We start from the raw sequence: 25,309 nt of genomic DNA, 5'->3' as shown, positions 1-25,309 counted from the left end.
AAAATCAATTTTTTGAAATATCACTACCAAAAACCTGCTTTAAGTCTAATTCATTTTTTGTAACATTAAATACCATTTAAAAACTGATAAAAAAAAGCTGCCCTCTTTTAGGACAGCTTCTTTTTTTAAGAATAGAAAAAAAAACTTGACAAAAACACATGAATTTAAAAACACTATCGAAAATTCTATTCGCAATCAGCATTTTTAATTTTGTTTCGTGTAATACATCATCCTTAAACATTACACCTGAAAATCATCTCAATGCATACGAAGATTCTGTTTTTAAATATTCCATCATTCGCTATGCCGGAAAACTACCACCTAAAGCTACTCATCGTATAAAATTTGATCCATCTTTTGATGAATATTATATTCATTTGGCTCAGCGTCATAAGCTTGATTTCTTTTATCCATCAAAAGATGGTTTTATTTATTTTCAAATCAGTAGAATAGCTCCAAGTCTTCATGAAAAGTACGTGGGAATTGGTGGTAAATTGAAGAAAGATAAAGATGGAAACATCATTTATTACGAAGAGGTTTACAGAACCTGGAAAATGCCATACGATGATTTGATAAAGGTGTCAAAACAGGTATTTATCGATATGGTAAATGGTAAAAAACTTGAAAAATATTATACAAAAAACACACCTGATAACGTCTATATTATTGAATTTCCTGACGACGAAACCTACTTTGATACCGAAAAACGCGTTTGGGTATCAAAGAGAGAAAATCCACTGATTGAATTTGAAAACGAACGTCAGAAATTGTATGAAAAAAAATTCTTTGAAACGAAGAAAACGGACAGTTTGAATTAATAATAAATATATGTCTTCAAGCGAAATTAAATACAAGATCCTCGTGGTAGATGATGAGCCTGATATCTTGGAGATATTGAGCTATAATCTGAAACGAGAAGGCTATATAGTTATCACTGCAAGTAATGGCGAAGAAGCAATCAAACTTGCAAAGGCTGAAAAGCCCGATTTAATAGTGCTTGATGTGATGATGCCTGGAATGGATGGGATGGAAACATGTGATAAAATCAGGAATATTCCTGAACTTTCGAATGTGATCATTGCTTTTCTAACCGCTCGTAGCGAAGACTACTCTCAAATTGCAGGCTTCGAGGCTGGTGCTGATGATTATATAACAAAGCCGATAAAACCAAAAGTTTTTGTTAGCCGAATTAAGGCTCTACTGCGCAGAATTAAAAGGGATGAAAATCAAGAAAAAAGTCTTGTTTTTGGTGATTTGAAAATTGATATAGAAAAATATGAAGTATTAAAAAACAACAAAAAAGTTGTACTTCCACGCAAAGAATTTGAATTGTTGTCGCTCTTAGCATCAAAACCAAACAAAGTATTCACTCGTGAAGAAATACTCGACATGGTATGGGGTAGAGATGTAGTTGTAGGTGGTCGTACCATCGATGTACACGTTCGTAAATTGCGTGAAAAGCTCGGTGATGAAATTATTTCAACTATAAAAGGAGTAGGATATAAATTTGAATATTCAGATAAAAATTCTGACTAATTGCGGCAATTAGACGATCTACTGGATAAATTAAACTTAGACGATCCCAATCGTTTAAGTTTATTATTATCGGTCATAGCATCAGTGGTCTCTTTTTTGTCTATTTTATACTTTTACGATAAGAGTCTTACATATCCCGCCCTTTCACTTTTTACCTACTTAGTGGGTAGCATTATCTTTTTTTATCTCGTTTTTTATGTACTGATTCGTTTTTTTGTTTATAGAAAAGTACTGTTGATTTTTAAGGCCATAAATCAGTTAAAAAATCTTGAAAAAACCGAAGAAGAAGTTGCAAAAAACGTCTCTCTAAAAAGTGCTCAAGTAGCGGTTTTTGATTGGGCTGAAGATAAAGTAAATCAAATCGAAATTCTTAAGGAACGCGAAAAATATCGCAGGGAATATTTAGGAAACATCAGTCATGAATTAAAAACGCCGATATTTAATATTCAAGGATATATTTTGACATTGCTTGACGGTGCAATGAATGATCCTGAACTATGTGAAAAATATTTAAAGCGCACCAATAAATCCATTGATCGAATGATCAATATCGTGAATGATCTTGATTTGATAGCTCAACTGGAAAGCGGTGTATTAAAATTAAAAATTTCAAAGTTTGATATGTACGAAGTTGTAAAAGATGTTTTTGACCAACTTGCTGATAAAGCGAAAGCCAGAAATGTTAAATTGAAATTTAAGAAAAACTACGATAGACCAATACTTGTAAAAGCAGACCAAAAACGGATTGAACAGTTACTGATTAATCTGATCATTAATGCCATAAAATATTCAAAACCTGAAGGAGGACTTGTTGAAGTTGCATTTTACGAATTACCGGATCAAATAATGACGGAAATTTCAGATGATGGTGTGGGCATTCCTCAAGAAGATTTGCCTAGAATTTTTGAACGCTTTTATCGAGTAGATAAAAGCAGGTCTAGAGATGCAGGAGGTAGCGGCCTGGGTCTTGCCATTGTGAAACACATCATTGAGTCGCACAGGCAGTCAATTAACGTTCGTTCTGCCGAAGGCATTGGCAGTGCTTTTTCCTTCACGCTTAGCAAAGCTGACTAATTTTTATTAGAATAAAAAGTCATAACCCTTTAGCGACATTTTTTCATACTTTTCTTCGTCGAATCTATACAACTTGCTTTCTTTTCCTTGAGGCGTAATGGTCGTTTTTCCGGTATCGACCAAAAGTTCGCTATTAAATATTTTTTTTCTGAAATTTCTTTTGTCGAAAGTCTTATTTAGCGCTTGTTCGTAGAGCGTTTGAAGTTGTGTAAGTGTGAATTCTTTGGGCAGAGAATTAAAACCAACCGGACGTCTTTTTACACGCCTTTTGAGTCGTTCTTTTGCATAGTCGATGATTTCATTGTGATCAAAAGCCATTGGTGGAATATCGTGATAATTTATCCACTTACAGCCGTTTTTTTCAGCGTTTTTTTGTTCTTTTTCTGTGAGTTGCATTAATCCATAGAAGGGAATATTTACCACACGACCTATAGGATTTCTGTACACTTTCGCAAAGGCGTTGAGCTGCTCGAGGTATACATCTTCATGTTCGATGGTCTGTAAAAGTAAAATTTTTATGTTTTCTTCCAGACTTTCATCAGCTTTTACGTATCGGCTTGGTATCACCCACGCTCCTTTGTATGGATCATCTTTTTTTCGGGTGAGCATAATTTTGAGATTCTCTAAATCAAAGCCAAATAAGACTATTCCAGTAGCCAGTGCCACGTTGAAATATTCTGCTTTGTTTGTTTGTATCATGTTTTTAATGGTTATAAAATGTCTTTAAGAAGCAGTAATTCACTACGTATCTTTAATAGTTTTTCTTTGATTTCTTCTATTGAGGTGTTGGTAATGGTTTCATTTGAAGATTTGGTAGTTTGATTGTTGCAAAGTTCTTTTTTTGCCCCTTCCAGTGTGTATCCTTTTTCTCTTACGAGATAATAAATTTTTTGAAGAGTTTCTACATCTTTTGGAGTAAAAAGCCTGTTGCCCTTCTTGTTGGTCTTAGGATGCAAAAACTCGCTAAATTCTTTGTGCCAAAATCGTATTAATGATGCATTGACATTAAGCATCTCCGTCACTTCTCCCATAGTGAAGTAACGTTTGTATTTCAGCACATTCTCATCCATTAGTCAAAGGATTGATTTTCTTGGCGAGCCAGTCGGAGCATCAGATCAAATTCTTCAGGAGTAAGGTCGTTAAAGAAGTAATTAATGGGGTCAACTTTTACTCCATTTTTGATTACTTCATAGTGCAAATGCGGCCCTGTAGATGAACCGGTATTACCTACATATCCGATGATATCGCCTCTTTTTACCTTTTGGCCAGGTTTCACAATAGCCTTTGACATGTGTGCATAAAGAGTGTGATACCCAAAACCATGCGAAATAATAACGTAAAGTCCATAACCAGAGCCGCCTAAGCCGTTGTCTTGTATCACTACTCCATCGCCAGTGGCGTAGATTGGAGTGCCTATTGGTGCAGTAAAATCGATACCTGTGTGCATTTTGAGTACTTTGTAAATCGGATGGATGCGCATTCCGAAACCTGAGGCAACGGCTGTAAGGTTTTTATTTGCTATCGGTTGAATTGCTGGTATAGAGGCCAAAAGTTTGTTTTTATTTTTAATCAATTCGAGTACCTCGTCGTAGGAACGGCTCTGGATGTAGGCTTGCTTTCGTAATTTATCAAGTCGTTGGGTTGTTTCTTTTACCAGTTCGGAGGTTGCATATCCATCTAGATTTTTGTAGCGGTTGATGCCAGCCAATGAACTGCGACGGAGATTGGCCGGTATGGGCTCGGCTTCAAAAATTACCCGGTAGATATTGTCGTCTCGGTTTTCGAGATCGAGCAGGGCTTGTTCGAGGGTATTGAGCTTGTTTTTTAGAAGTTCGTAGTTCAGGGTCAGATAGTCTATTTCGCGCATCAGTTCTTTCTCGCGTGGAGTTACGAGAAATGACTTTGAAAAAAACAGGAATAAAAAAGCAAATAAGCCAGATGAAAGCAGAAAAAGAAGCACATTGCCCACCTGCTTCCAAATGGAGGGCTCCAATCGCTTGTAAGAGAGGGTTACGGGATCGTAAATGTATTTGTGCTTCTTAGCCAAATAGTCAAATGTTAGAAACCGGTTCTTTATTCTCGCAAAAATACCAAATCAGAGTAAGCCCCGGGCATATTTTTGCCGGTCTGAAATCTGTGAGATTGATTTAGCAGCTCATTTTGTCAAATTAGTACGAATATGCTTACATCTAAAGAGATACGTTCGCTCTTTCTTCAATTTTTTGAGTCCAAAGGTCATAAAATAGTGCCCTCAGCCCCGTTGGTAATTAAAAACGATCCTACGCTCATGTTTACCAACGCGGGGATGAATCAGTTTAAAGACCTCTTCTTGGGCAACGCGCCTGTAAAATATCCTCGCATTGCTAACTCTCAAAAATGCTTGCGAGTGAGCGGTAAACACAACGACTTGGAGGAAGTAGGTATAGACACCTATCACCACACCATGTTCGAAATGCTTGGCAACTGGTCGTTTGGCGACTACTTTAAAAAGGAAGCTATTGAATGGGCTTGGGAATTGTTAACAGAAGTCTATAAATTGCCTAAAGATCGATTGTACGTCACCGTATTTGGGGGCGATGAGGCCGAAGGCTTGGCCTTCGATCGCGAAGCTGCTGAATATTGGAGCGCTCACATAGCAAAAGATCGAATTCTCTCGGGCAGCAAAAAAGATAATTTTTGGGAAATGGGAGATACGGGACCTTGTGGACCCTGTAGCGAAATACACATCGACTTGCGGCCTGACGAAGCGCGCAAAGCATTAGACGGAAAAGAGCTCGTAAATACAGGGCATCCGCAAGTGATTGAGATATGGAACCTTGTGTTTATGGAGTTTAATCGCAAGGCAAATGGTTCTTTAGAGAAACTTCCTGCTCAGCATGTAGATACGGGCATGGGATTCGAGCGTCTTACCATGGCTTTGCAGGGGAAAACTTCAAATTACGACACTGACATTTTTCAACCTCTCATTAAAAAAATCGAACAACACACTGGCATAGCTTATAAGAGCAATGAAAAGACCGACATCGCTATGCGCGTGATTGCTGACCACGTGCGGGCAGTAGCCTTTGCTATAGCTGACGGTCAATTGCCCTCTAATACGGGAGCGGGCTATGTGATTCGCCGAATCCTTCGCAGAGCCATTCGCTACGCGTACTCCTCTTTAAACATTCAGTCTCCTTTCATATACACCTTGGTAGATGTGCTTGCTGCTGAAATGGGAGATTTCTTTCCCGAAATAAGAGAGTCAGCTCAGTTTGTAGCAAGAGTTATTCGCGAAGAGGAGCAAACCTTTATCAAAACCATTGACAGTGGACTAAACCGTTTGGAAGAAGTCATACGAAACACACAAGGCAAAGTGGTAGATGGCGAAAAGCTCTTCGAATTGTACGACACCTATGGCTTTCCACTTGACCTTACGACGCTCATTCTACGCGAACGCGGGTACAGTGCTGATCAAGAGGGTTTTAACCGCGAGATGCAGCGACAGAAAGAAAGGTCGCGTGCTGCAGCTGAGCTATTGGCAGGCGATTGGGTCGAGATTCGCAATGGTGGTGATCGCTTCGTGGGCTATGACACTACTGAGCTCGAAACGGAAGTAGCTCGCTTTAGAAAAGTAGAGGCCAAAGACAAGACCTTTTACCAAATTGCACTGGTAGATACACCTTTTTATCCCGAAGGAGGCGGACAGGTTGGCGACACGGGAGTGCTCTATTTTGGCGATGAGCGCATTGAAGTGTATGACACTAAAAAGGAAAACGGCATCATTCTGCACTTAACCCGCAGCTTGCCCCAAGATATTACCTTACCCGTAAAGGCCGTAGTGAATGTAGAAAAGCGCAAAGCCACAGCGCGAAATCACTCTGCTACACATTTGCTACACTACGCCCTGCGCAAAGTGCTGGGAACACACGTAGAGCAAAAAGGCTCCCTAGTGGCTCCCGACTATTTGAGGTTTGACTTTTCCCACTTTGCCAAAATGAATGATGAAGAGCTCGAGAAAGTAGAAGACCTTGTCAATCAGTTAATTCTCGACAACATTCCCCTCGACGAATATCGTGAAATAGAGATGGAAGCTGCTCTCGAGATGGGAGCCATTGCGCTCTTTGGCGAGAAATATGGCGAACGCGTTCGCGCCATCAAATTCGGGCCATCAGTTGAGCTGTGCGGAGGAACCCATGTAGCGTCTACAGGCGCTATCGGCTTATTAAAAATCACTCAAGAAACAGCTATTGCAGCCGGTGTACGACGTATAGAGGCTGTTACTGGATTTGGATTTTTAAAAGAATATCGTGATCAAAATATTCTCTTAACAGCATTGAAGGGGCTTTTGAAACATCCTAAAGATCCAGCTACAGCTCTTCAAAATATTTTAGAAGAGCGTCATACCCTTCAGAAAAAAGTAGAAAACTACGCACGACTGGAGGTTGAGCATCTATTTGAAAAACTCTCAGGCGAGGTAGAACGATTAGATACCCCGATATTGGCGGAAAGGGTTCCTTTAGACTCGGCTCAAGTAAAAGATTTAGCTTTCAGGCTTAAACAGAGATTCCCCAAAGGATGCTTTGCACTGGGCTATGTAGCTGCCGACAAGCCAGGAATTGCTATAGCCGTAGGCGACGATGCTGTTAAAATGGGTATTAACGCCGGTGCAATAGTGAAGGAAGTAGCCTCTTTCATACGAGGTGGTGGCGGTGGACAGCCGCACTTTGCTACTGCCGGTGGTTCTGACCCCCATGGATTGGAAACTGCCCTTAAGGTTGCCCGCGAAAAACTAACCAAAGGCTCAGCCCAGTGAAATTTTTATCTTTGAACTTTCTGAACTCAACACACCCATGAAACTCGTAGAAAAGGACGATTTTGCCAAGGCCACCAATTTAGACAAAATAGGTCTCAAGCGAATGGCCGGCCTTATGATGAAAATCCTTAAAATCGACGACATCAACCAGATTTATGAAAAGCTCTCAGATCACAAAGGGGTGGAGTTCATTGACCGACTCTTTGAAGAAATCGATGTACAATTTGATTATTATCAGGAGGAGTTAAGTCGTTTCCCAAAGTCAGGTCCTTTTATCGTCATTGCCAATCACCCTCTTGGGGGCATTGATGGGGTAATTCTGATAAAACTCGTATCGCTTGTGAGGCCTGATTTTAAGGTAATTGCAAATTTTCTTCTCAAAAAAATTGAGCCAATAAGCGATTTTATAATGCCGGTAAATCCCTTTGATGCTGATGTAGTGGGTAAGAGCAGTGTGCCCGGCATTAAAGACGCCATAAACCACCTAAAAAATGGGCACCCGCTGGGAATGTTTCCAGCTGGTGAGGTGAGCACTTATCACTTTGAAGCAGGTAAGATTCTGGACAAAGAGTGGGAAGAGGGAGCTATAAAGCTCATCAAGAAAATGAAAGTACCCGTAGTACCAGTGTACTTCAAAGCCAGAAACTCTTTTTGGTTTTATCTGCTCGCCTCTATTCACCCCATGTTGCGCACAGCCAAGTTGCCAAGCGAGCTTTTTACTCAGAAGAAAAAGCCTATTTTGGTGCGTATTGGCAAGCCGATTCAGCCCGCAGAAATCGACGAGTATCCTGATGTTGAATCGTTGAGTTCTTTCTTGCGAACTCGCACTTACATGCTTGCGAGCACCTTACCGCCTAAAAAGTCAATAATTAAACTGCCAGTAAATCCCCTTGTAAAAAAAGGCATAAAGCCTATCGTGGCACCCGCACCCATCTCAAAGGTGTTGGAAGAGATTGACTATCTGCGTTCAAAGGGCAAAAAACTCACAGAGACCAAAAATTACGAAGTCTTTGAATTTCTCGGTGATGAGTGTCCTTATCTTCTACATGAAATTGGCCGGCTTCGAGAGGTTACTTTTCGAGAAGTAGGTGAGGGCAGCAACGCCGAAATCGACCTCGACGAGTTTGATCAATATTACACACACTTGATCTTGTGGGATAGTGAGGCAAAGCAACTCGTGGGGGCCTACAGACTGGGAATTGGACAAAACATCTATCCGAAATTTGGGCTGAAAGGCTTTTATGTGCCAACGCTTTTCAAAATCGAGCCGCAGGCTGAGCATCTCTTCTCACAAGGTATTGAGATGGGGCGCGCCTTTGTGATCAAAGAATACCAAGCTAAGCCTCTACCGCTCTTTTTGCTGTGGAAAGGAATCGTACACGTAATACTGCGCAATCCCGGTCATCGCTATCTCACAGGCTGTGTGAGTATCAGCAATTCATACAGCAAATTCTCAAAAACGCTGATGATCGAATTTATAAAACTCAATTACCTCGATAAAAAACTCGCTAAGTATATCAAACCGCGCAAAGCATATAAAGTAAAAATAGACGAACGGGAAAAAGAATTTGTACTCTCAAAGGCTAAAGACGATCTCAACAAGCTCGATAAATTCATCGAAGACCTTGAACCTGGAAATACCCGTGTACCTGTGCTATTGAAAAAATACATCAAGCAAAATGCAAAGGTCGTAGCCTTTAATGTGGATCCGAAGTTCAACAACTCGTTGGATGGCTTTATGTACATCGATATTAACGACCTTCCTTCACAAACCATTCAGCCGGTGCTCGAAGAGCTGGAAGCAGCCGCTAATCGCGCACAGAACAATCCGGAAGCTACTGAATGAAGCTGAAGCTAAAAATCTTCACAACGTACATCTCATCTCTCACCCAAGAAGAGATTGAGTATGTAGCTCAAAAAGTTAAAACGGCTGATACTGATATACAAAAAATACTCTTGCAGGCTCGGCAGGGAGTTCAACAGGGTTACTTTTCTTTTGACCCAGCAATCGACAAACGCAAGTACAGCCTACTGAAGAAAAAAATTGAACAAATACTCTTAGTAAGCGACATCGATCATCAGATCACGGAAATTCATTTTTTTACTGAAAAAATTTTAAAAGACGACGTAACACCCATCGATGAGGGCAAACTGTTAGCCTTATTAGCAGAAGCCCATCCAGAGACCTATTATTTTAGAGAATACTACCGAATGTTTCAAAAACTAAGGGACTTTCTGCTGATACGTTTCAGAAAAAAAGTGTTGCCCGAAGTAGAGAAGTATCTTAAAGAGTTTGAATCCAATTATCAGCTCAACATCGATGTAGAAACTGTTCTGCCACAGCTTACGGAAAAAATTATTGGGGAATTTGAACTCAAAGAGGTAGCCGATAGCTCAATGGCCGACACTTTGCTCAAAATTTCTCAAGATCACCGACTCGATGGGCATAATCGCTACTCGGCTTCGGTACGACTGTGGTTTTACTACTTAAACAAAGGCCAATACCAGCAAATGCTCGAACACATGGAGTATTTCAGGGAAGCCTTTTTGATACCGTACTATCCCGGTAGGCGAGTTCTCTCTAACTATTATGCAAATCGATTGCTACTACACTCAAGGCTCAACCAAATCGAAGAAGCCCTGAGATATGGCTGGCTCTCGCTCAAGCAAAAAACGTCAGACTACCTGTTTTACGTCACAAATATGAGCGCTGTACTGTCGCGTGCTGGTCGTTATCAAGAGGCGCATAAGCTGATGCTCTCAGCCTTTGACGAAATGCGCCACACCACGCAGATGTACAATAAAATCAGCTTTATAGCTCAGTATATTCACATTCTGATTGATCTAAAAAGGTATAAGCAGGCTGAGGAATTTGCTGAAAACTACCTAAATACAGCTATCAAAGAAGTAATGGCTACTCGATGGCACTTGTTTTTTGCCGGATTTTTTCGGGCATTGGTTATGCAAGAAAAATTTGGTCGATTGCTGTATGTGGTGGGCAAATACAAGATTAAGCAGCTTGAAGCCCAGTATCGCCAAAAGCCCAATTACTTGCCCACGATGAGCTGGTACATCACATTGGCTGAATTTATGGAAGGATACATAAGCGAAGAAAAAGCTCTTGACGCTATGGAAGCAGCTGCATCACAACTGCTCGATGACCCCTTGCGACGTCAGCGAATCGCTCAGCAGTGCGAAGTGCTCGAAAAGTTTCAGCCTGTGATGATTTCAATGCTTCGAAACAGACTTGGCCTTCAAAAAGCTACTGTAACTTAAACGCATTCTCAATTAGCTCTCGAATTTGTTGAGGGCTTACAGCACATTTTAAAATAACGACATCGTCAATGATACCCTCGAAATACTGATCTAAACCCGATTCACTGGCACCTACCAAAAAGGGATGGCCGGGCATGGCATCGAAGCCCGCTTGCCTAATGTTTAGTTCGGTATTTTGATTTTGAAGCAAGCCACCACTAAGTACAGCATTGATTACATTTTTTGCGCTATTTCCTATACCGAAAGCAATACATCCTTTTTTTCCTCCAAAAGAATAATTTACAGAAGTAAAAATTCCTGTTTTAAAAACCTGTACACCAGTAGATTATGGAATCATGTATTTCTTTTTTCCTTCCGTTTTAAACCAAAAACTAATGGCAAAACTTTCTTCTTCCTTAAAAGAAACAACCGAATTATCTGCAGATTGAATGATGTCTAATTTTCCATTGAAGGGGTAAGCACTGTTGGGATTACCAAATCGATCGGTGGTTAATGTAGCACCCTTCCCCGTTCCGTTACTTGCCAGCGCTTAATTCGTCGTTTGCGTTTCCGTTAAAGGGATAATAGGCTATCACCTTTTGGGTATGCGAATCGTTTCTAATTGACAAAAGAAGAGCTAGAAAAGCTGTAAAAACAAAAGATTTTTTCATTTTTTAAAAATTTCCTACAATTGATTTAAGGAATCACCAAAGAATAAACTACTGCAAATGAAGTATTAGTGACTAAAATTTTTAGCGATGAAATCTCTAAGTTTTTTGACTTCCACCTCCCAACGCAGCTCTGCAGAGGCTTTTTGAAGGCCCGGCAGATAGTAAGATTTTCCCTTTTGCATCAAAGCGTTTACAGCTGAAGCTATGTCTTCAGGTCGATGACTTTCAATTATTTCGCCGATTTGATAATGTTCGATAAGGTATTTTACTTCTATGGCTTGGCTACCTAAAATGGGTATGCTACAGTGTATAAAATCAAAAATTTTATTCGGCAAGCTATAGAGGTAGTTTGGAGCGTCGGTCTTGTCGAGAGAGATGCCGGCATCAGCTATTCGGGTGTAACCGAGCATTTCAGCATAGGGTAGGGGCTGAAGGTGTTTTACTCGCTCATGAAGGTGTAGGAATTGTATTTTTTTTAAGATGGCTTCGAGGGCATTGCCAGAGCCGATAATTAAAAGTTTGACGTTGGTAGGAAGGAGAGGAAATGCCTCTAGCAACTCTTCGAGGCCACGCCCGACATTTAGGCCGCGTCCTTGAGCTATCAATACGAAATCTTGAGGTGTGTAACCCAGTTTGGTTCTTTTGATCTTTGGGATGTCTGTCGGTAAGGGACTAATGTTGCGCACATAAGTCGTATTTACACCATACTCATCGCTGTATATTCTTGCAATCGATGCATTTACTGTTAGAATGTTTGAAAGTCGAGGCAAGAGGAAGTTTTCTAAAGATTTCCACACCTTGTAGCGGAGCGGTCGATAGAGTACTTCTGGACTGCCGCAGTAGTACTCATGGCTGTCGTAAGCAAGGGGAATATCTTTTACCTTCGAAATAAGCCAGTTTGGCAGTAAGGTGTCGAGGTCATTTGACCAAAGACCGTCGGCGCGATGGGTAAGGAGATATAAAAACAACCAAATCTGATAACTCGCGTAAAAGAAGATACCTCGCTCAGCTGGTAATCGAAAGCGAACAACTTTGTACGGTCTAGTGATAGCAAGACTACTTTTAAGTCTTCGACCCACGCATACTACCCTGTAGCCCGCATGCTGCAGTTCCATGCAGGTTTTGTGCACGCGTTGGTCGGTGGTTAGGTCGCTTGTAGCCGATACAATGATGGTCTTTTGGCGGGTCATACTTTTGCGCATGCAAGTTTACGTGTGTAAGGATGAGTTTAATACCTGAAATTCGGATTTCTGATTTTGACTACGAACTGCCGGCTGAACGCATAGCAGCTTATCCACTCGAAGAAAGAGATCAATCTAAACTGTTGGTTTACAAAGATGGAATGATTACCGATGCGGTCTTCAACCAGCTAAGTGAGTTTTTGCCGGATGGTGCATCCATGTACTTCAATCAATCTAAAGTAGTATTTACAAGACTTTTTTTTAAAATACACGATTCGGATGAAAAGCATGTAGAAATTTTTTGTTTAGAGCCGGCGGATGGACTTGAGCTTGCTTCGGCACTCACCAGCAAAAACTCCGTTGTGATGAAGTGCATGGTAGGCCGCGCAAAGCGATGGAAAGATCAGGAATTGACCATGCGAATTCCGCACTCTCGTGGCGATATTATGCTTTACGCCGAAAAAGCAGGTAGACAAAACGATGTGTTTTTAGTGCACTTTACGTGGAGTGCCGACATCACCTTTGCTGAAATACTCGAATTAGCAGGCCATGTGCCGCTGCCTCCATACATCAAGCGAGAAGATGAGGCCATCGATCGAAGTAGATACCAGACCATCTACGCCCGCAGAGAGGGTTCGGTAGCAGCGCCTACGGCCGGTCTCCACTTTACAGAGCGCGTTTTTGAATCGCTGAGGAAAAAGGATGTAGCACTCAACTTTTTGACCTTGCATGTAGGGGCAGGCACCTTTGCACCAGTCAAGTCAGAGTACATCGCCCAGCATCAAATGCATGGTGAGTATATCGAGATAACGCGCGAACTGCTGGAGTCACTGTTACAAAGAAAGCAACGCATAGCCGTAGGTACCACAAGCCTTCGAACCTTAGAAAGTATCTATTATCTCGGCGTACGCACTATGCTTGAAGGCGATCTCTCCATACACGATCTCGATCAATGGTGCGGCTTTACCTATCCAAAAGACATCGCATTTGAGCAGTCTATCGAACAGCTTCTAAAAGTTTTTGATCTCCACAAAATCGATTCAGGAATAAAATTAAAAACGCACCTAATCATCGCTCCAGGCTATCAAATACGTTCGGTAGATGCTTTGGTTACAAACTTTCACCAGCCTTCGAGCACCTTGCTGCTCTTAGTTTCAGCCGTTACTGGCGGTGAGTGGTGCAAGATTTACGACCATGCTTTAGCTCATGGTTATCGCTTTCTCAGTTATGGCGACAGCAGTTTATTATTTGTCAAAAAGTAGCAATATGCCGGTTCTTCAATTTAAAAATGTGCTCATTCAAATCTTTCTAACCTTCACTGCACTTACAGGTCTTAGTCAGCGCGTAGAATTAGAGCCAGTATGTAAACTTCCCAAAGCGCTCAACGAAAATTCAGGAATGGTTGCGTGGGGTGATACGCTTTTGTGGCTCATTAATGATAGCGGAAACGATCCAATTCTTTATGCAATAAATACACGATGTGTAATTGTTAAAAAAATTTGGGTAAAAGGAGCTGAAAATATTGATTGGGAGGAATTGGCTGAAGACCAAGAAGGAAATATTTTTATCGGTGATATTGGCAATAATTCTAATAAACGAGAAACTTTAGCTATTTATAAAATTTCAAAGAGGGACCTTATTCAGTTTCCCGATTCTGTTCAGCCCATAGAAACCATTTGCTTTTTTTATGGCAATCAGCCACATTTTACACCCGAAAAATCGAAGAGATATTTCGATGCTGAGGCTCTTTTTTATTACAACAATTCACTCATTTTAGTCACAAAAAATCGAACAGACCCCTTCGATGGCAAAGCTTATGTATATCGAATACCGATTGAAGAAGGAAACCATAGATTGTTTCCAGATGATTCGCTATTTACAGGGTTGGGATTAATGGAGTTGCATTGGATTGCTGGTGCAGACCGATTGAGTGAAGATAAAATTCTTTTATTGGGTTACGACAAATTATTTTTAACAACGATAAAAGAATTCAAAAAAATAAAGTCTATTGACCTCGGCATGTGGAAACAGTTTGAGTCGATAGCTTTAGGTGAAAAATTTCTTTATATTTCAAATGAAAAAAACAAGAAAAACAAACCGTTTTTATATAGAATACCTATTAAAGATCTCGAAAAGCTTTTTGATAAAATTTAAGTTTTTTTATTTCTGTTTTTTGCCCTTTCGAGCGTCATATTTCTATAGTTTTCGTCTTCGTGATAGCGCTTTTTTGCACGCTTGAGAACTTTCTCTCTGTATTCTTCATTTGTGTGATATAATTCTCTGTATTTTGCCTTAATTTTTTCTCGATAATTCTCGTCGTTTTGATACTTTTCTTTCAGTTTTGACAAAATTTTTTCTTTGTTTTTTTGATAATAGGATTCTTTTTGTTGACTCATTTTGGCAAGCCTTTGATACAAAATACGCTACCACAGCTTTTTTGGCTGTGTGTCAATTAGTGAAGTGGAAATCAAATCTTACGAAAACCGCTAAAATTCTTTCTAAAAATGTTTAAAATTTAATTTCTAACGAATTTTCAAAAAACCTTGTGTGAATCTCGAGAGTTTTAAAATTGGGTTTAATTCAATCACAACTAGCCTGAGCTTCGTTACAATTTTACCTATATTTTCCTTGTAGTTTTGCATACTTTTACTTGTCAATAAGATGAATTTTCAACTTGAGGCGCCATATAAGCCTACTGGTGATCAGCCCGAGGCCATTCGTCAGCTTGTCGAAGGCATAATGCGGGGTGAGAGGGCTCAGACTTTACTGGGCGTCACGGGCTCGGGTAAGACATTTACAATGGCCAATGTTATCGCACAAGTACAAAGGCCAACATTAGTTCTCAGTCACAACAAAACCCTTGCGGCTCAACTCTTTGGAGAGTTTAAGCAATTCTTTCCTAAAAATTCGGTAGAATATTTCGTTTCATACTACGATTACTATCAGCCTGAAGCATATATTCCTACAACGAATACCTATATTGAGAAGGACCTATCGATTAATGAAGAGATTGAAAAACTTCGGCTGAGTACTACTTCGGCTTTGCTCAGTGGACGTAGGGATGTGTTAGTAGTAGCTTCGGTGAGCTGCCTTTATGGTATCGGAAATCCTGAGGAATTCAGTAAAGGAGTCATTGAATTGCACAAAGGGCAGGCTATTTCGCGCACAAAACTTTTACATCTCTTTGTCAGCTCTCTCTATAGCCGTACAACCCATGAATTTGCAAGAGGGAGATTTCGCGTAAAGGGCGATGTCGTTGACATCTTTCCAGCGTACAGCGACTATGCCATTCGCATCCACTTTTGGGGCAATGAAATTGAGCTGCTTGAGGAGATTGACCCTGTGGATGGGACAATTCTTTCCGAGTTTGAACGCGTGCGCATCTATCCAGCCAATATCTTTATGACCTCACCGGTCAGGTTACAAGAGGCCATTCGCCAGATCCAGGATGACCTGGTAAAGCAAATTGACTTCTTTTTAAAACAAGGCAAGCCTTTGGAAGCCAAGAGATTGGAAGAGCGCACCAACTTTGACCTTGAGATGATCAAAGAGCTTGGCTACTGCAGTGGCATTGAGAACTATTCTCGCTATCTGGATGGCAGGGCCCCGGGTACTCGCCCCTTCTGTTTGATTGATTATTTTCCGAAAGATTGGTTGTTAATCGTAGATGAAAGCCACGTAACTATACCTCAGGTGCGTGCCATGTATGGTGGTGACCGAAGTCGCAAGGAAACTTTGGTGGAATACGGTTTTCGATTACCAGCAGCCCTCGACAACCGACCTTTGCGTTTTGAGGAGTTCGAATCGCTGATCAATCAAGTTATATTCGTTAGTGCTACACCAGGCGAATATGAATTAAAGGCCTCAGGAGGTGTAATCGTAGAGCAACTCATTCGTCCGACTGGAATGCTTGATCCTATCATCGAGGTTAGACCGACTGTTAATCAGATAGACGATCTGATGGATGAAATTCAAAAACGGGTAGAACTCGATGAGCGCGTACTTGTGACTACCCTAACCAAACGAATGGCTGAAGAGCTTTACAAATATTTTTCTCGCTACGGAATTCGCTGCCGCTATATCCACTCAGACGTGGATACGCTCGAACGTGTTGAAATATTGCGAGACCTGAGGATGGGTCTTTTTGATGTGCTCATTGGGGTTAACCTCTTGCGCGAAGGTCTTGATTTGCCTGAGGTTTCACTAGTGGCGATATTGGATGCTGACAAGGAGGGCTTTCTTCGAAATGAGCGATCATTAGTCCAAACCATCGGACGAGCAGCCCGGCATCCGAACGGCATGGCCATCATGTATGCTGACACCATCACAGAGAGCATGCAGCGCACTATAGACGAAACAAACCGCCGTAGGGCAATCCAAAGCGAGTATAACGCTCAACATGGAATCGTTCCCAAAGTGCTGCAGAAATCCCTCGATACGCATCTGCCTATCGCATCACGTACTCCTAAAGCAGCAGAGACCGATAGTGTATTTGCTGTGGCAGAGCCTGAAGCAGAATTCCTGATAACACCTGAAGCCTTGCGCAAGCAGATTGATAAGACTCGCAAAGAAATGGAGCAGGCGGCTAAAGCACTTGATTTTATAACGGCTGCCCAATTGCGCGACAAAATGCTCTCGCTCGAAGCCAAACTTAAAGAAATGTCGCGCGCCTAATGGAAGAGCATTCAATCTACATGCATCGATGTTTCCAACTTGCCCTACACGGCAGTTTTACCGCTCGACCTAATCCCATGGTTGGTGCTGTGATTGTACACAACGGAAAAATCATTGGCGAGGGTTGGCATAGGCAACCCGGTGAGCCTCACGCAGAAGTGATGGCCGTACGCTCTGTGAAAGATGAAAGCCTTTTGACCAAATCAACCCTCTACGTCAATCTCGAACCTTGTTCTCATTACGGCCGCACACCGCCGTGTTCCTTATTGATTTTAGAAAAAAAAATCCCAAAAGTTGTTGTTTCAAACCTCGATCCCAATCCAATAGTAGCAGGCAGTGGTATTAGAATGCTTCAATCACATGGTGTCGAAGTAATTACGGGAGTAGAAGAACAAAAAGGTTGGGAAGTAAACCGACATTTTTTTACTTTTCATACCAAAAAGCGTCCTTATATTCACCTTAAGTGGGCAGAATCGGCTGATGGATTAGTAGCACCTGTAAAGAAAGAAAGCACTCATCCATTTGTAATAAGTAGTCCACAATCGCTAAGGTTAACTCACCAGCTACGAGCCTCTTTGCAAGCCATTTTGATTGGTTCTGCAACTGCACTTTCAGATGATCCTTCACTTACCACGCGCCTTGTGGCCGGTCCTGATCCTCAAAAGTTTGTGATTGATCGCTATCGAAAGTTGCCTGATAATCTTAGAATTTTTACTTCTTCAGATCCTGCTTTACGAATTGTGGATGAAAACTTTGCACTTTCAGGCGATATTGCTGTAAAGATGGACTCTGACTGGCTTTGGCTAAATGATCTGTTGAAGATTCTTTATACAAAAAACATCCAAAGCCTACAGGTAGAGGGAGGTACAAAGGTACTAAACTCTTTTATACGCCAAGGTCTATGGGATGAAGCTTGGTTAATTAAATCGCCCAACCCATTAACAGCTGGAGTGTCAGGACCTTCAAAAGACTCACTCTGGAATTACTACAGAAGCAATTTTACCTCTGGAAGAGACACCGTTTTTATCTTCAAAAAATAACTTTAACTTCCAAATTCTGGATTGATTCCAAATTTTATTCACAGGTGGTTGCTGAATTTTAAGTATTTAAAATTCAGAGTTTTGTAGGATATTGTCAGGAGTTCTCCAAGATTTCTGAGCTCACAGGGAATATTTTTTGATAATTTTGTTACAAACTTGTTGGAATGAAAAAAATTATATGGGCGTCAATTGTAGTTGTCACCTCTCTATGCGTGAATGTAAGCGCTCAGATAATTCAAGGCTATGTGCGCAATAAATGGGCTCAGCCAATACCAAATGCAAGTTTGCAGTTTACCTCACTATCTTCCGGAAAAACCTTTACGGCACGGACCGATGCCAATGGATTTTATCAATTGAATTTACCTTTTTTTGAAAAAGAGAGTGAAAATCGATCCTTTTTAGTTTTTGATGTTTTTCCAAATCCCTTTAGTCGCGAGACCAATTTTATAGTTTATGCACTTCGATCAGTGCGGGCAACCGTATCAATCATCAATCGAAATGGTCAGATTGTACGCATTCTTTACAATGCACCACTTTCTGAAGGTTACAATTACATCACATGGGACGGTCTAGACGAAAAAGGCGCTGAAATGCCTGAGGGTATGTATATTATGCAAATTACTTCTGGTAAGACTACTGTAGCAAAAAAAGTACTCAGACTTACCAATGCTCCTTCAAGTGGTACAGTTGCTGGGAATCTCGACCCGGAGGTGCTTCTGGAGACTGTGGTTGCCACCTACCAAGTCACCGTTGAGGCACCAGGATACAAAAAATACCAAAATCCAAAATTCATCCCACAAGGTAAATCAACCCATCATTGGGTTTTATTTAAGGAAGATACATTGCCCTTTCGTACGGTTGATCATTATCTAGCAATTCGTAAAGCTGATAATACCTATGAGCCGATATTTATAAATGGCATATGTCTTGGAATTTCTACCCCAGGCACAAATCCAGGAAATCTAGCAGCGACTAAGGAAGAATATCGACGCTGGTTGACATTGATATGGGAAGCAGGTTTTAATTCCATTCGCACTTACACGCTTCACTATCCGCGTTTTTATGAAGTTTTAGATGAATTCAATCGAGAGCACTTTGAAAGACCTCTATGGCTAATGCAGGGGGTTTGGCTTGACGAAGAACTGTCGTCGCCCAATCTTTATGAATCTTCTGCTCTTTTTGATTCGGCCATAGCTGAAGTATTAGATTGCATGCATGGCAATCGAGTAATTGGAGAGCGTCAGGGCAGAGCTTTTGGCACCTACAATTTAGATGTTTCGGATTGGATTATGGGGTACATCATTGGTCGAGAGGTATATCCCGATGAGATTATTTATACAGATAGTTTGATGTTGCATCAAAATCCAAATTTAACTTTCTATAACGGCAAGTTTTTTTCGATCGACAGCGCAAGTCCTTCGGAGGTATGGTGGGCTAGACGTCTGGATTTTTTTATGGATTATCAAAAAAGTCGCTATAACAAAAGTGTGCCCCTCTCTCAGTCAAGTTGGCCAACACTTGATCCACTTACACACCCCTCCGAACCACCTTATCCGATCAGCAGTGAAGATTGGACTCAAGTAGATCTTTCGAAATTAAAGGTTGTCGCTCCTAACGGCGGCTACTTCGCTTCTTACCACGCCTACCCGTATTACCCCGACTTCATAAACGACGACAGTTTGTACCGCACTTTTTCAGATAGTTATGGGCCAAACTCTTACCTGGGGTATTTGACCACTTTGAAGAATTATTACGGTAAAAAGCCTTTGCTATTGGGTGAATACGGAGTTCCCTCTTCGTGGGGTAATGCGCATTATGCCCATTCGGGTATGCACCACGGAGGTCATACAGAGAAGCAACAAGGTATTTATAACATCCGTTTGATCAAAAACATTCATCAAACGCGTTGTGCCGGAGGCTACCTTTTTGCCTTGATGGATGAGTGGTTCAAAACAATGTGGTACACCAATCCAATTGGCTCGACCTATGCTCGAAGATCGCTCTGGTGGAATGTCGTTAGTGCTGAAGAAAATTTTGGCTTTATTTCCTTTCAGACGGATACTCCCAATTTCAAAATATGGCCTGAGCTTTCGGTGAATTGTTGGATTGATAAAGCCAAATTTTCCTATGATCCGGCCTTTTTTTACATCCAATTAAAACTTAAAAGAGACATTAACTCCAACGATTCGATTTGGGTTGCCATCGATACATATGATCGGTTCTTAGGTGAGAGTACTGCAAAAAATGGCTTTAAGCTCGACTCCCGTTCAGAGTTTCTGTTAAATATAAACACTACAAGGCCGCTCTTGTACATAACAGAGTCTTACGACACGTATGGCATTTATCACGGATATTCTGAGCCGACTCAAAAGTATCGTTCAACGATTACCGACGGAGAGCCCTGGAACGTGGTTCGTTACACCAATGGATGGAAGGAATACATCGATATCGACTCAGTGGGAGTATTGAATTTTTATCTGTATTCTAATCCTTTAGACACACCGACTTCAAAAGATGCTGTATTTTTTAAAAACAAAGAAATTCTCGTTCGAATTCCTTGGACGTATCTCAATGTAGTAGATCCCTCCAATCAAGAAGTATTGGACGACGATAGAGGTACTAAAGAGAGAGAGACGCGTATAACTGACGGTTTTCAGGTTCAAATCTTCGACAATTGGAAGTTGTGCAGCCGATCTACAGAAAAGCGCATGTTGTGGCCTCGCTGGGACAAGGCTTGGCCGTATAATGAGCGATTGAAGGAAAGTTACTTCATATTGAAAAACAGCTATCCTAATTTAGACCTTAAGCCTTTTTAAACTAATTCCCAAAAAGATACAATTTTTTCCAATTTTTGGAAGGAAAGGCAATTCATCATCCTATAAAATTCGTTCAAACACTTTACGTTATAAATTAATTTACAGTTTTTAGAAGATTTTTTGACAAAATTGTTTTACAGGTTTACTTTTTGTTACCAAATTACGAAACTATTTTAAGATGAACCGTTTATACTTTCTTATTTTATTAATCCTAACGGGCATAATGTCTTTTAGTCAGCCCATAGCATTGGTCACCAATACCAATGATGCAGGGCCAGGCTCTCTAAGACAGGCAATTATCGATGCTAATTCCAATCCTGCTTACACGGCTATCCATTTTAATATTCCTACTACAGATCCAAATTTTAATCCCGTATTGGGAGTTTTCACGATTACGATCAATAGTGCATTGCCACAGATTACCCGAAACAACCTATTGATCGACGGCACAACTCAGCCTCAGGCCAATAATGTGCTGATAGGCTCGAATCAACAAACGGGCGTTTGTACTCCGGCAAAGTTTTCCCCTGTAATAAAGCGACCTGATATAAGTGTGGTAGGAAACAGTTCAATTCCTACTGGTTTTAGTGTTAATGCAAATGGGGTTAAGTTCAAGGGACTTCACATTACTGGTTTTGGAAATTCATTTGACAATGCGACCATTGCATATACTATCAATGGGGCGCGAGCAACGGTGAAATTTCTCACTGCCTGATTGGCGCTGATATTAGCAGTAGCGGAACATCTATTTTGATGCCAGCTACACCCATCCGCACAAATGGAGGTGGAATATTTGCAATAGCTGGTAGTAATCATCACATTCATCACAATGTCATTGCCCATTGTGGTGGCATGGGTGCATTTTTTGGATATGAATGTCAAAATGGCTTGGTTGAATACAATGAATTTTATTCAAACGGTAGAATTTACGGAGTAACAGATGGTTTAGATGTTGCTTTTAACACAAAAAATTTCACTGTCAGATACAATCTATCTCATTACAACGGAGGTAACGGATTTGATACACATCAGGCAGAGGGAAATCATCTATTCGAATGCAATACTTCTAATCATAATGGACAACTTAATATAGAAACCAATGGTTTTAGAGTATGGGGTCAAAACAGCATTTTCAGGTATAATAATGTCTTTGAAAATTATGGTAATGGATTTCACGTGGCGGCTTTCAGCTCACCAGTGCCTACTAAAGGTAATGTGATATCTCAAAACCGAATTCGCGACAACGGCAATTATACGATGGGGCCAAATTCTAAGACCAATGCAATAGGTATTGACTTAATTGCCACTGGGGGTAATAATTTAAAAGGAATACCACCTTATGTTACACTTAACAGCGATGTGCCACCCGGCAACAACGGAGGAAATAACTTAAATAACTTCCCAGTAATTGAAAGTGCCGAATTTGATGGTGCAAACCTGCATCTCAAGGAATTTGTACGTGCAGGTCAAACGGTTGAGATCTTTAAGGCACATAACTATCCAGGTGGTTTCAATGCTCAAGGTGAGTTATACGTGGCGATCTTTATTGAAGGTTCTCCAGCCGATCTCGACAATACTACTGGAAGCTACAGTGGTATTGTGAATGGAAAAAATGTAGGGACAGGAACCAATGTGGACAGATTTTATGTGATCCTTCCGACCACAGCTTTTGCCGTTGGTGATTCACTTACAACTACCGCCACTGGTGCTGATGGAACTTCAGAATTTTCGCCTGCAGTACCAGTTATCCCCTACACACCCACTGCTGTAATAAATCCTATTTGTCATTGTAAATGGAACAATACACCCACATCACTTGTGGGTAACTTTGGGTACACAAGTACAGGTTCATCGCCTGTTACCATCCCCGCTGGTCCTTTAAATACTTTTTCAGGAACAGCTTTAAACGCTCAACCTACCACCTTTAATCCCGGAACGAACAATCATGTATTTGATATTCAATACGTGGGGGGATCAGCCTCTTGGACCGTTCAATCCAATACCGCTGTGGCAAATGCTTCAACTGCTTACTGTCCTCAGGATTTAGATGTACAAATAGCAGCCTCGAATGTAAATCCCAACATAGGTGACAATGTAACTATCACAATTACCATTACAAACAACACCTCTGCTCCTTGGGTCTTTACAAATGGCTATCTTACAAATATTGATTTGACTGTAGCACAACCGGGAGGTTTTGTGTTTGTGTCAGCTACTCCTTCTTCGGGCACGTATTCTGGTTCCAGTTGGACAGTGCCATCATTAGCACCGGGAGCTTCAGCTACTCTTTCTCTGGTGTATACCGTTAATTCTACAGGAACTGTTTCGGCTTCTTGTATTACATTTGATCAAATCGATAACGACCTCACAAATAATTCAGCATCAGTCAACATCACTGTTGCTTCCTCTTCAAGTGGTGGTGGAGGCGGTATAGAGTCCGTTGGAGGTCTATCTCAATTGCTTGCTCAGCGCAATATGCAACGTCTGCGCGATGGTAAATACCTTTACTACGAACAAATAGAAGCGTTGCCAGCAGCTGGTACTGTAGGCACTGCAATGGCCGCACGCGGTACATTAACTCTCGCTGATGTAACACCTGTAGCCGGACCTGACAATTCTATAGGAAAAGTCGTAACTCCCGGCGATCTTATCGGCATTACTAACGCAATAGATGTTTATTCAGTCGATTACTTTAAAGATAAGTATCGCCTCGGTTCCATCTTAGCTCTAGAATCGCCTGTGGGTAAAGTGTATGACCACACAAAAGTGGTGTGTGATCGCCTTACCGGTGCCCGTATGCCAGAAATTAGAGTTGTAAGCGCTGCAGGTCACCCCTTCTTGATGGCGCTACTGGAGCAGGAAAACGGGGAGATTGATTACAACATCACCTTTGTGATGTACATCGATGAAAACGGCAATTTTACCATCGACAACAAATGGAATTTGGCTGAATACGAGCCAAAAGCCGGTCATCGGGTCTTTAATATGCAAGTCTGGTCCGTATCACCGCATTACACGATTCAAATGGTTGAATCGATAATTAACCTTGCAAGATCTGAAGGCACTGTTACTTTCTTAAACAAACGCCCGGCGGCCATACCTACTGTATTTGTGGAAAGTGGATTTTACAAGAATGGCAAATTGCACCTGAAAGTGCGCAACACTTCAAATGCAATCCGAGTGACCTTTAGAGGGCTTGCTGCAGCTACTGAAACTGAGAAACATCTGCCAGTGTTTGATGATCTACCCTTGCCAACAGGTCAGTTAGTGGTTGATTTTGTTTTCCCAATCGGATACACCTTTGATGCTGGTTTTAGCATTGCCAACAACGCAACCTCTGGCCTCGATCAAATTTATGTAGCTGATGGTGCTTGGGGAGTAGATTATGAAATTACGTCTGCTGATAATGTACAATTTGAAGCACTCCCTCAAACCACCGAACTCACCAAAGATGGCTTAGCCTTTGAAAGATCGGCGGTGGCTTCTGCAAGGGTTAAGGAATACTTCTCTGTATATCGCGTATTGTTGCCCGGTGCCTACCGACCTATGAACGTTTCTGAATACTCCGGATTTAGTTTCAAAGCTCAAGTAAAGCAGCCCACCAAAGTACAAGTGGTAGTGGTAAAGCGAGGAATTTCAAAATGGGTTGACCAATTCCGCACCATCATTACGCTTCAACCTAATGTTTCAGATTACTATGTTTCTTTTGATGATTTAAAATCAGAAAAAGAAGGAATTTTTACTGCTGATGATGTGCTTTCGGTGGTTTGGGTCACCACTTTAGGTTCAACAGTCGATAATCAAGTGGAACTCAAAATTTCTGACCTTGTGTTCAAAAAGACATCTGGCAACGTTACTCAGGTTAACCCTGGCAAAAGGGACGTTGTTATTTTTCCTAACCCTGCGGTGAATCAATTTACCTATGCATTTTCTCTTGAAGCAGAAACAAACGTAAGGGTTGAATTGATCAATTCACTTGGTCAAACTATCGAAACTGTTAAGTATGAAAAAATGTCCGCTGGTGTTCATCAGTTCAATTATTTAAAAGTGCTGCGTCCAGGAATCTATTATATACGAGTAATTACAGGGCGCACAGTACGCACAGGCAGCGTGGTAATAACTAATTAAGCTTTTTGTAATTACAGAAGAAGCTGTCCTAAAAGAGGGCAGCTTTTTTTTATCAGTTTTTAAATGGTATTTAATGTTACAAAAAATGAATTAGACTTAAAGCAGGTTTTTGGTAGTGATATTTCAAAAAATTGATTTT

The 25,309-nt window shown here is 41.0% G+C and carries 19 protein-coding genes; 13 read left to right on the top strand and 6 right to left on the bottom strand.

All coding sequences use genetic code 11. From position 1 onward, the window contains the following. Positions 1-158 precede the first annotated feature (158 nt). The 3 genes from EIP89_RS10910 to EIP89_RS10900 are packed head-to-tail and all read left to right on the top strand — an operon-like array spanning position 159 to position 2,610. Entirely contained in the window at positions 159-818 is a 660-nt protein-coding gene (locus tag EIP89_RS10910) for a hypothetical protein (RefSeq protein ID WP_124398719.1), read from the top strand. 10 nt (positions 819-828) lie between these two features. Further along, positions 829-1,536, top strand: coding sequence for a response regulator transcription factor (locus EIP89_RS10905; protein WP_124398718.1), 708 nt, complete (start codon positions 829-831; stop codon positions 1,534-1,536). Continuing rightward, positions 1,537-2,610: a sensor histidine kinase gene (locus tag EIP89_RS10900; protein WP_245966147.1), complete on the top strand. Its 1,074-nt coding sequence runs from the start codon at positions 1,537-1,539 to the stop codon at positions 2,608-2,610. A 6-nt stretch (positions 2,611-2,616) separates the two neighbouring features. On the opposite strand, the gene EIP89_RS10895 is transcribed toward EIP89_RS10900, so the two are convergent. The 3 genes from EIP89_RS10895 to EIP89_RS10885 are packed head-to-tail and all read right to left on the bottom strand — an operon-like array spanning position 2,617 to position 4,657. After that, positions 2,617-3,309, bottom strand: coding sequence for an NUDIX hydrolase (locus EIP89_RS10895; protein WP_124398717.1), 693 nt, complete (start codon positions 3,307-3,309; stop codon positions 2,617-2,619). 11 nt (positions 3,310-3,320) lie between these two features. Further along, the gene (locus EIP89_RS10890; protein ID WP_124398716.1) at positions 3,321-3,680 is read right to left on the bottom strand and encodes a MerR family transcriptional regulator; all 360 of its coding nucleotides are present in this window, start codon (positions 3,678-3,680) and stop codon (positions 3,321-3,323) included. Continuing rightward, the gene (locus EIP89_RS10885) at positions 3,680-4,657 is read right to left on the bottom strand and encodes a M23 family metallopeptidase (protein WP_124398715.1); all 978 of its coding nucleotides are present in this window, start codon (positions 4,655-4,657) and stop codon (positions 3,680-3,682) included. The genes EIP89_RS10890 and EIP89_RS10885 overlap by 1 nt, the downstream gene beginning before the upstream one ends. 132 nt (positions 4,658-4,789) lie before the next feature. Here EIP89_RS10885 and alaS point away from each other — a divergent pair, with 132 nt between their 5' ends. The 3 genes from alaS to EIP89_RS10870 are packed head-to-tail and all read left to right on the top strand — an operon-like array spanning position 4,790 to position 10,681. Next, positions 4,790-7,405, top strand: coding sequence for an alanine--tRNA ligase (gene alaS / locus EIP89_RS10880; RefSeq protein WP_124398714.1), 2,616 nt, complete (start codon positions 4,790-4,792; stop codon positions 7,403-7,405). A gap of 37 nt (positions 7,406-7,442) precedes the next feature. Then, positions 7,443-9,251 carry a bifunctional lysophospholipid acyltransferase family protein/GNAT family N-acetyltransferase gene (locus EIP89_RS10875; protein WP_124398713.1) on the top strand — a complete coding sequence of 603 codons (1,809 nt, stop codon included), beginning with the start codon at positions 7,443-7,445 and terminating at the stop codon, positions 9,249-9,251. Further along, positions 9,248-10,681 carry a hypothetical protein gene (locus tag EIP89_RS10870; protein WP_124398712.1) on the top strand — a complete coding sequence of 478 codons (1,434 nt, stop codon included), beginning with the start codon at positions 9,248-9,250 and terminating at the stop codon, positions 10,679-10,681. The genes EIP89_RS10875 and EIP89_RS10870 overlap by 4 nt, the downstream gene beginning before the upstream one ends. A gap of 515 nt (positions 10,682-11,196) precedes the next feature. Here EIP89_RS10870 and EIP89_RS11710 read toward each other — a convergent pair. Next, complete coding sequence (locus tag EIP89_RS11710; RefSeq protein ID WP_262607438.1) at positions 11,197-11,331, bottom strand: hypothetical protein; 135 nt, start codon at positions 11,329-11,331, stop codon at positions 11,197-11,199. A 65-nt stretch (positions 11,332-11,396) separates the two neighbouring features. Then, the gene (locus EIP89_RS10865) at positions 11,397-12,521 is read right to left on the bottom strand and encodes a glycosyltransferase (RefSeq protein ID WP_160160594.1); all 1,125 of its coding nucleotides are present in this window, start codon (positions 12,519-12,521) and stop codon (positions 11,397-11,399) included. 32 nt (positions 12,522-12,553) lie between these two features. On the opposite strand from EIP89_RS10865, the gene EIP89_RS10860 reads away from it, so the two are divergent. Then, positions 12,554-13,774: an S-adenosylmethionine:tRNA ribosyltransferase-isomerase gene (locus EIP89_RS10860; RefSeq protein ID WP_124398710.1), complete on the top strand. Its 1,221-nt coding sequence runs from the start codon at positions 12,554-12,556 to the stop codon at positions 13,772-13,774. A 4-nt stretch (positions 13,775-13,778) separates the two neighbouring features. Then, positions 13,779-14,666 carry a hypothetical protein gene (locus tag EIP89_RS10855; protein WP_124398709.1) on the top strand — a complete coding sequence of 296 codons (888 nt, stop codon included), beginning with the start codon at positions 13,779-13,781 and terminating at the stop codon, positions 14,664-14,666. On the opposite strand, the gene EIP89_RS10850 is transcribed toward EIP89_RS10855, so the two are convergent. Continuing rightward, positions 14,663-14,908 carry a hypothetical protein gene (locus tag EIP89_RS10850; protein WP_124398708.1) on the bottom strand — a complete coding sequence of 82 codons (246 nt, stop codon included), beginning with the start codon at positions 14,906-14,908 and terminating at the stop codon, positions 14,663-14,665. The genes EIP89_RS10855 and EIP89_RS10850 overlap by 4 nt on opposite strands. 265 nt (positions 14,909-15,173) lie before the next feature. Between EIP89_RS10850 and uvrB the strand changes: the two genes are divergently transcribed. From uvrB to EIP89_RS10825, 5 genes are all read left to right on the top strand, one after another. Next, the gene (gene uvrB, locus EIP89_RS10845) at positions 15,174-17,186 is read left to right on the top strand and encodes an excinuclease ABC subunit UvrB (RefSeq protein ID WP_124398707.1); all 2,013 of its coding nucleotides are present in this window, start codon (positions 15,174-15,176) and stop codon (positions 17,184-17,186) included. Next, positions 17,186-18,226, top strand: a complete 1,041-nt coding sequence (ribD, locus tag EIP89_RS10840; RefSeq protein WP_124398706.1) for a bifunctional diaminohydroxyphosphoribosylaminopyrimidine deaminase/5-amino-6-(5-phosphoribosylamino)uracil reductase RibD — start codon at positions 17,186-17,188, stop codon at positions 18,224-18,226. The genes uvrB and ribD overlap by 1 nt, the downstream gene beginning before the upstream one ends. A gap of 164 nt (positions 18,227-18,390) precedes the next feature. Further along, positions 18,391-21,042, top strand: coding sequence for a T9SS type A sorting domain-containing protein (locus EIP89_RS10835; RefSeq protein WP_124398705.1), 2,652 nt, complete (start codon positions 18,391-18,393; stop codon positions 21,040-21,042). A gap of 178 nt (positions 21,043-21,220) precedes the next feature. Next, positions 21,221-21,757, top strand: a complete 537-nt coding sequence (locus tag EIP89_RS10830; protein WP_124398704.1) for a hypothetical protein — start codon at positions 21,221-21,223, stop codon at positions 21,755-21,757. A 38-nt stretch (positions 21,758-21,795) separates the two neighbouring features. Beyond that, complete coding sequence (locus EIP89_RS10825) at positions 21,796-25,170, top strand: T9SS type A sorting domain-containing protein (RefSeq protein ID WP_124398703.1); 3,375 nt, start codon at positions 21,796-21,798, stop codon at positions 25,168-25,170. Positions 25,171-25,309: the final 139 nt, after the last annotated feature.

It is taken from the genome of Thermaurantimonas aggregans, from assembly GCF_003851885.1.
Taxonomy (GTDB): Bacteria; Bacteroidota; Bacteroidia; order Flavobacteriales; family Schleiferiaceae; genus Thermaurantimonas; species Thermaurantimonas aggregans.
This window is presented reverse-complemented; position numbering and strand designations above follow the sequence as displayed.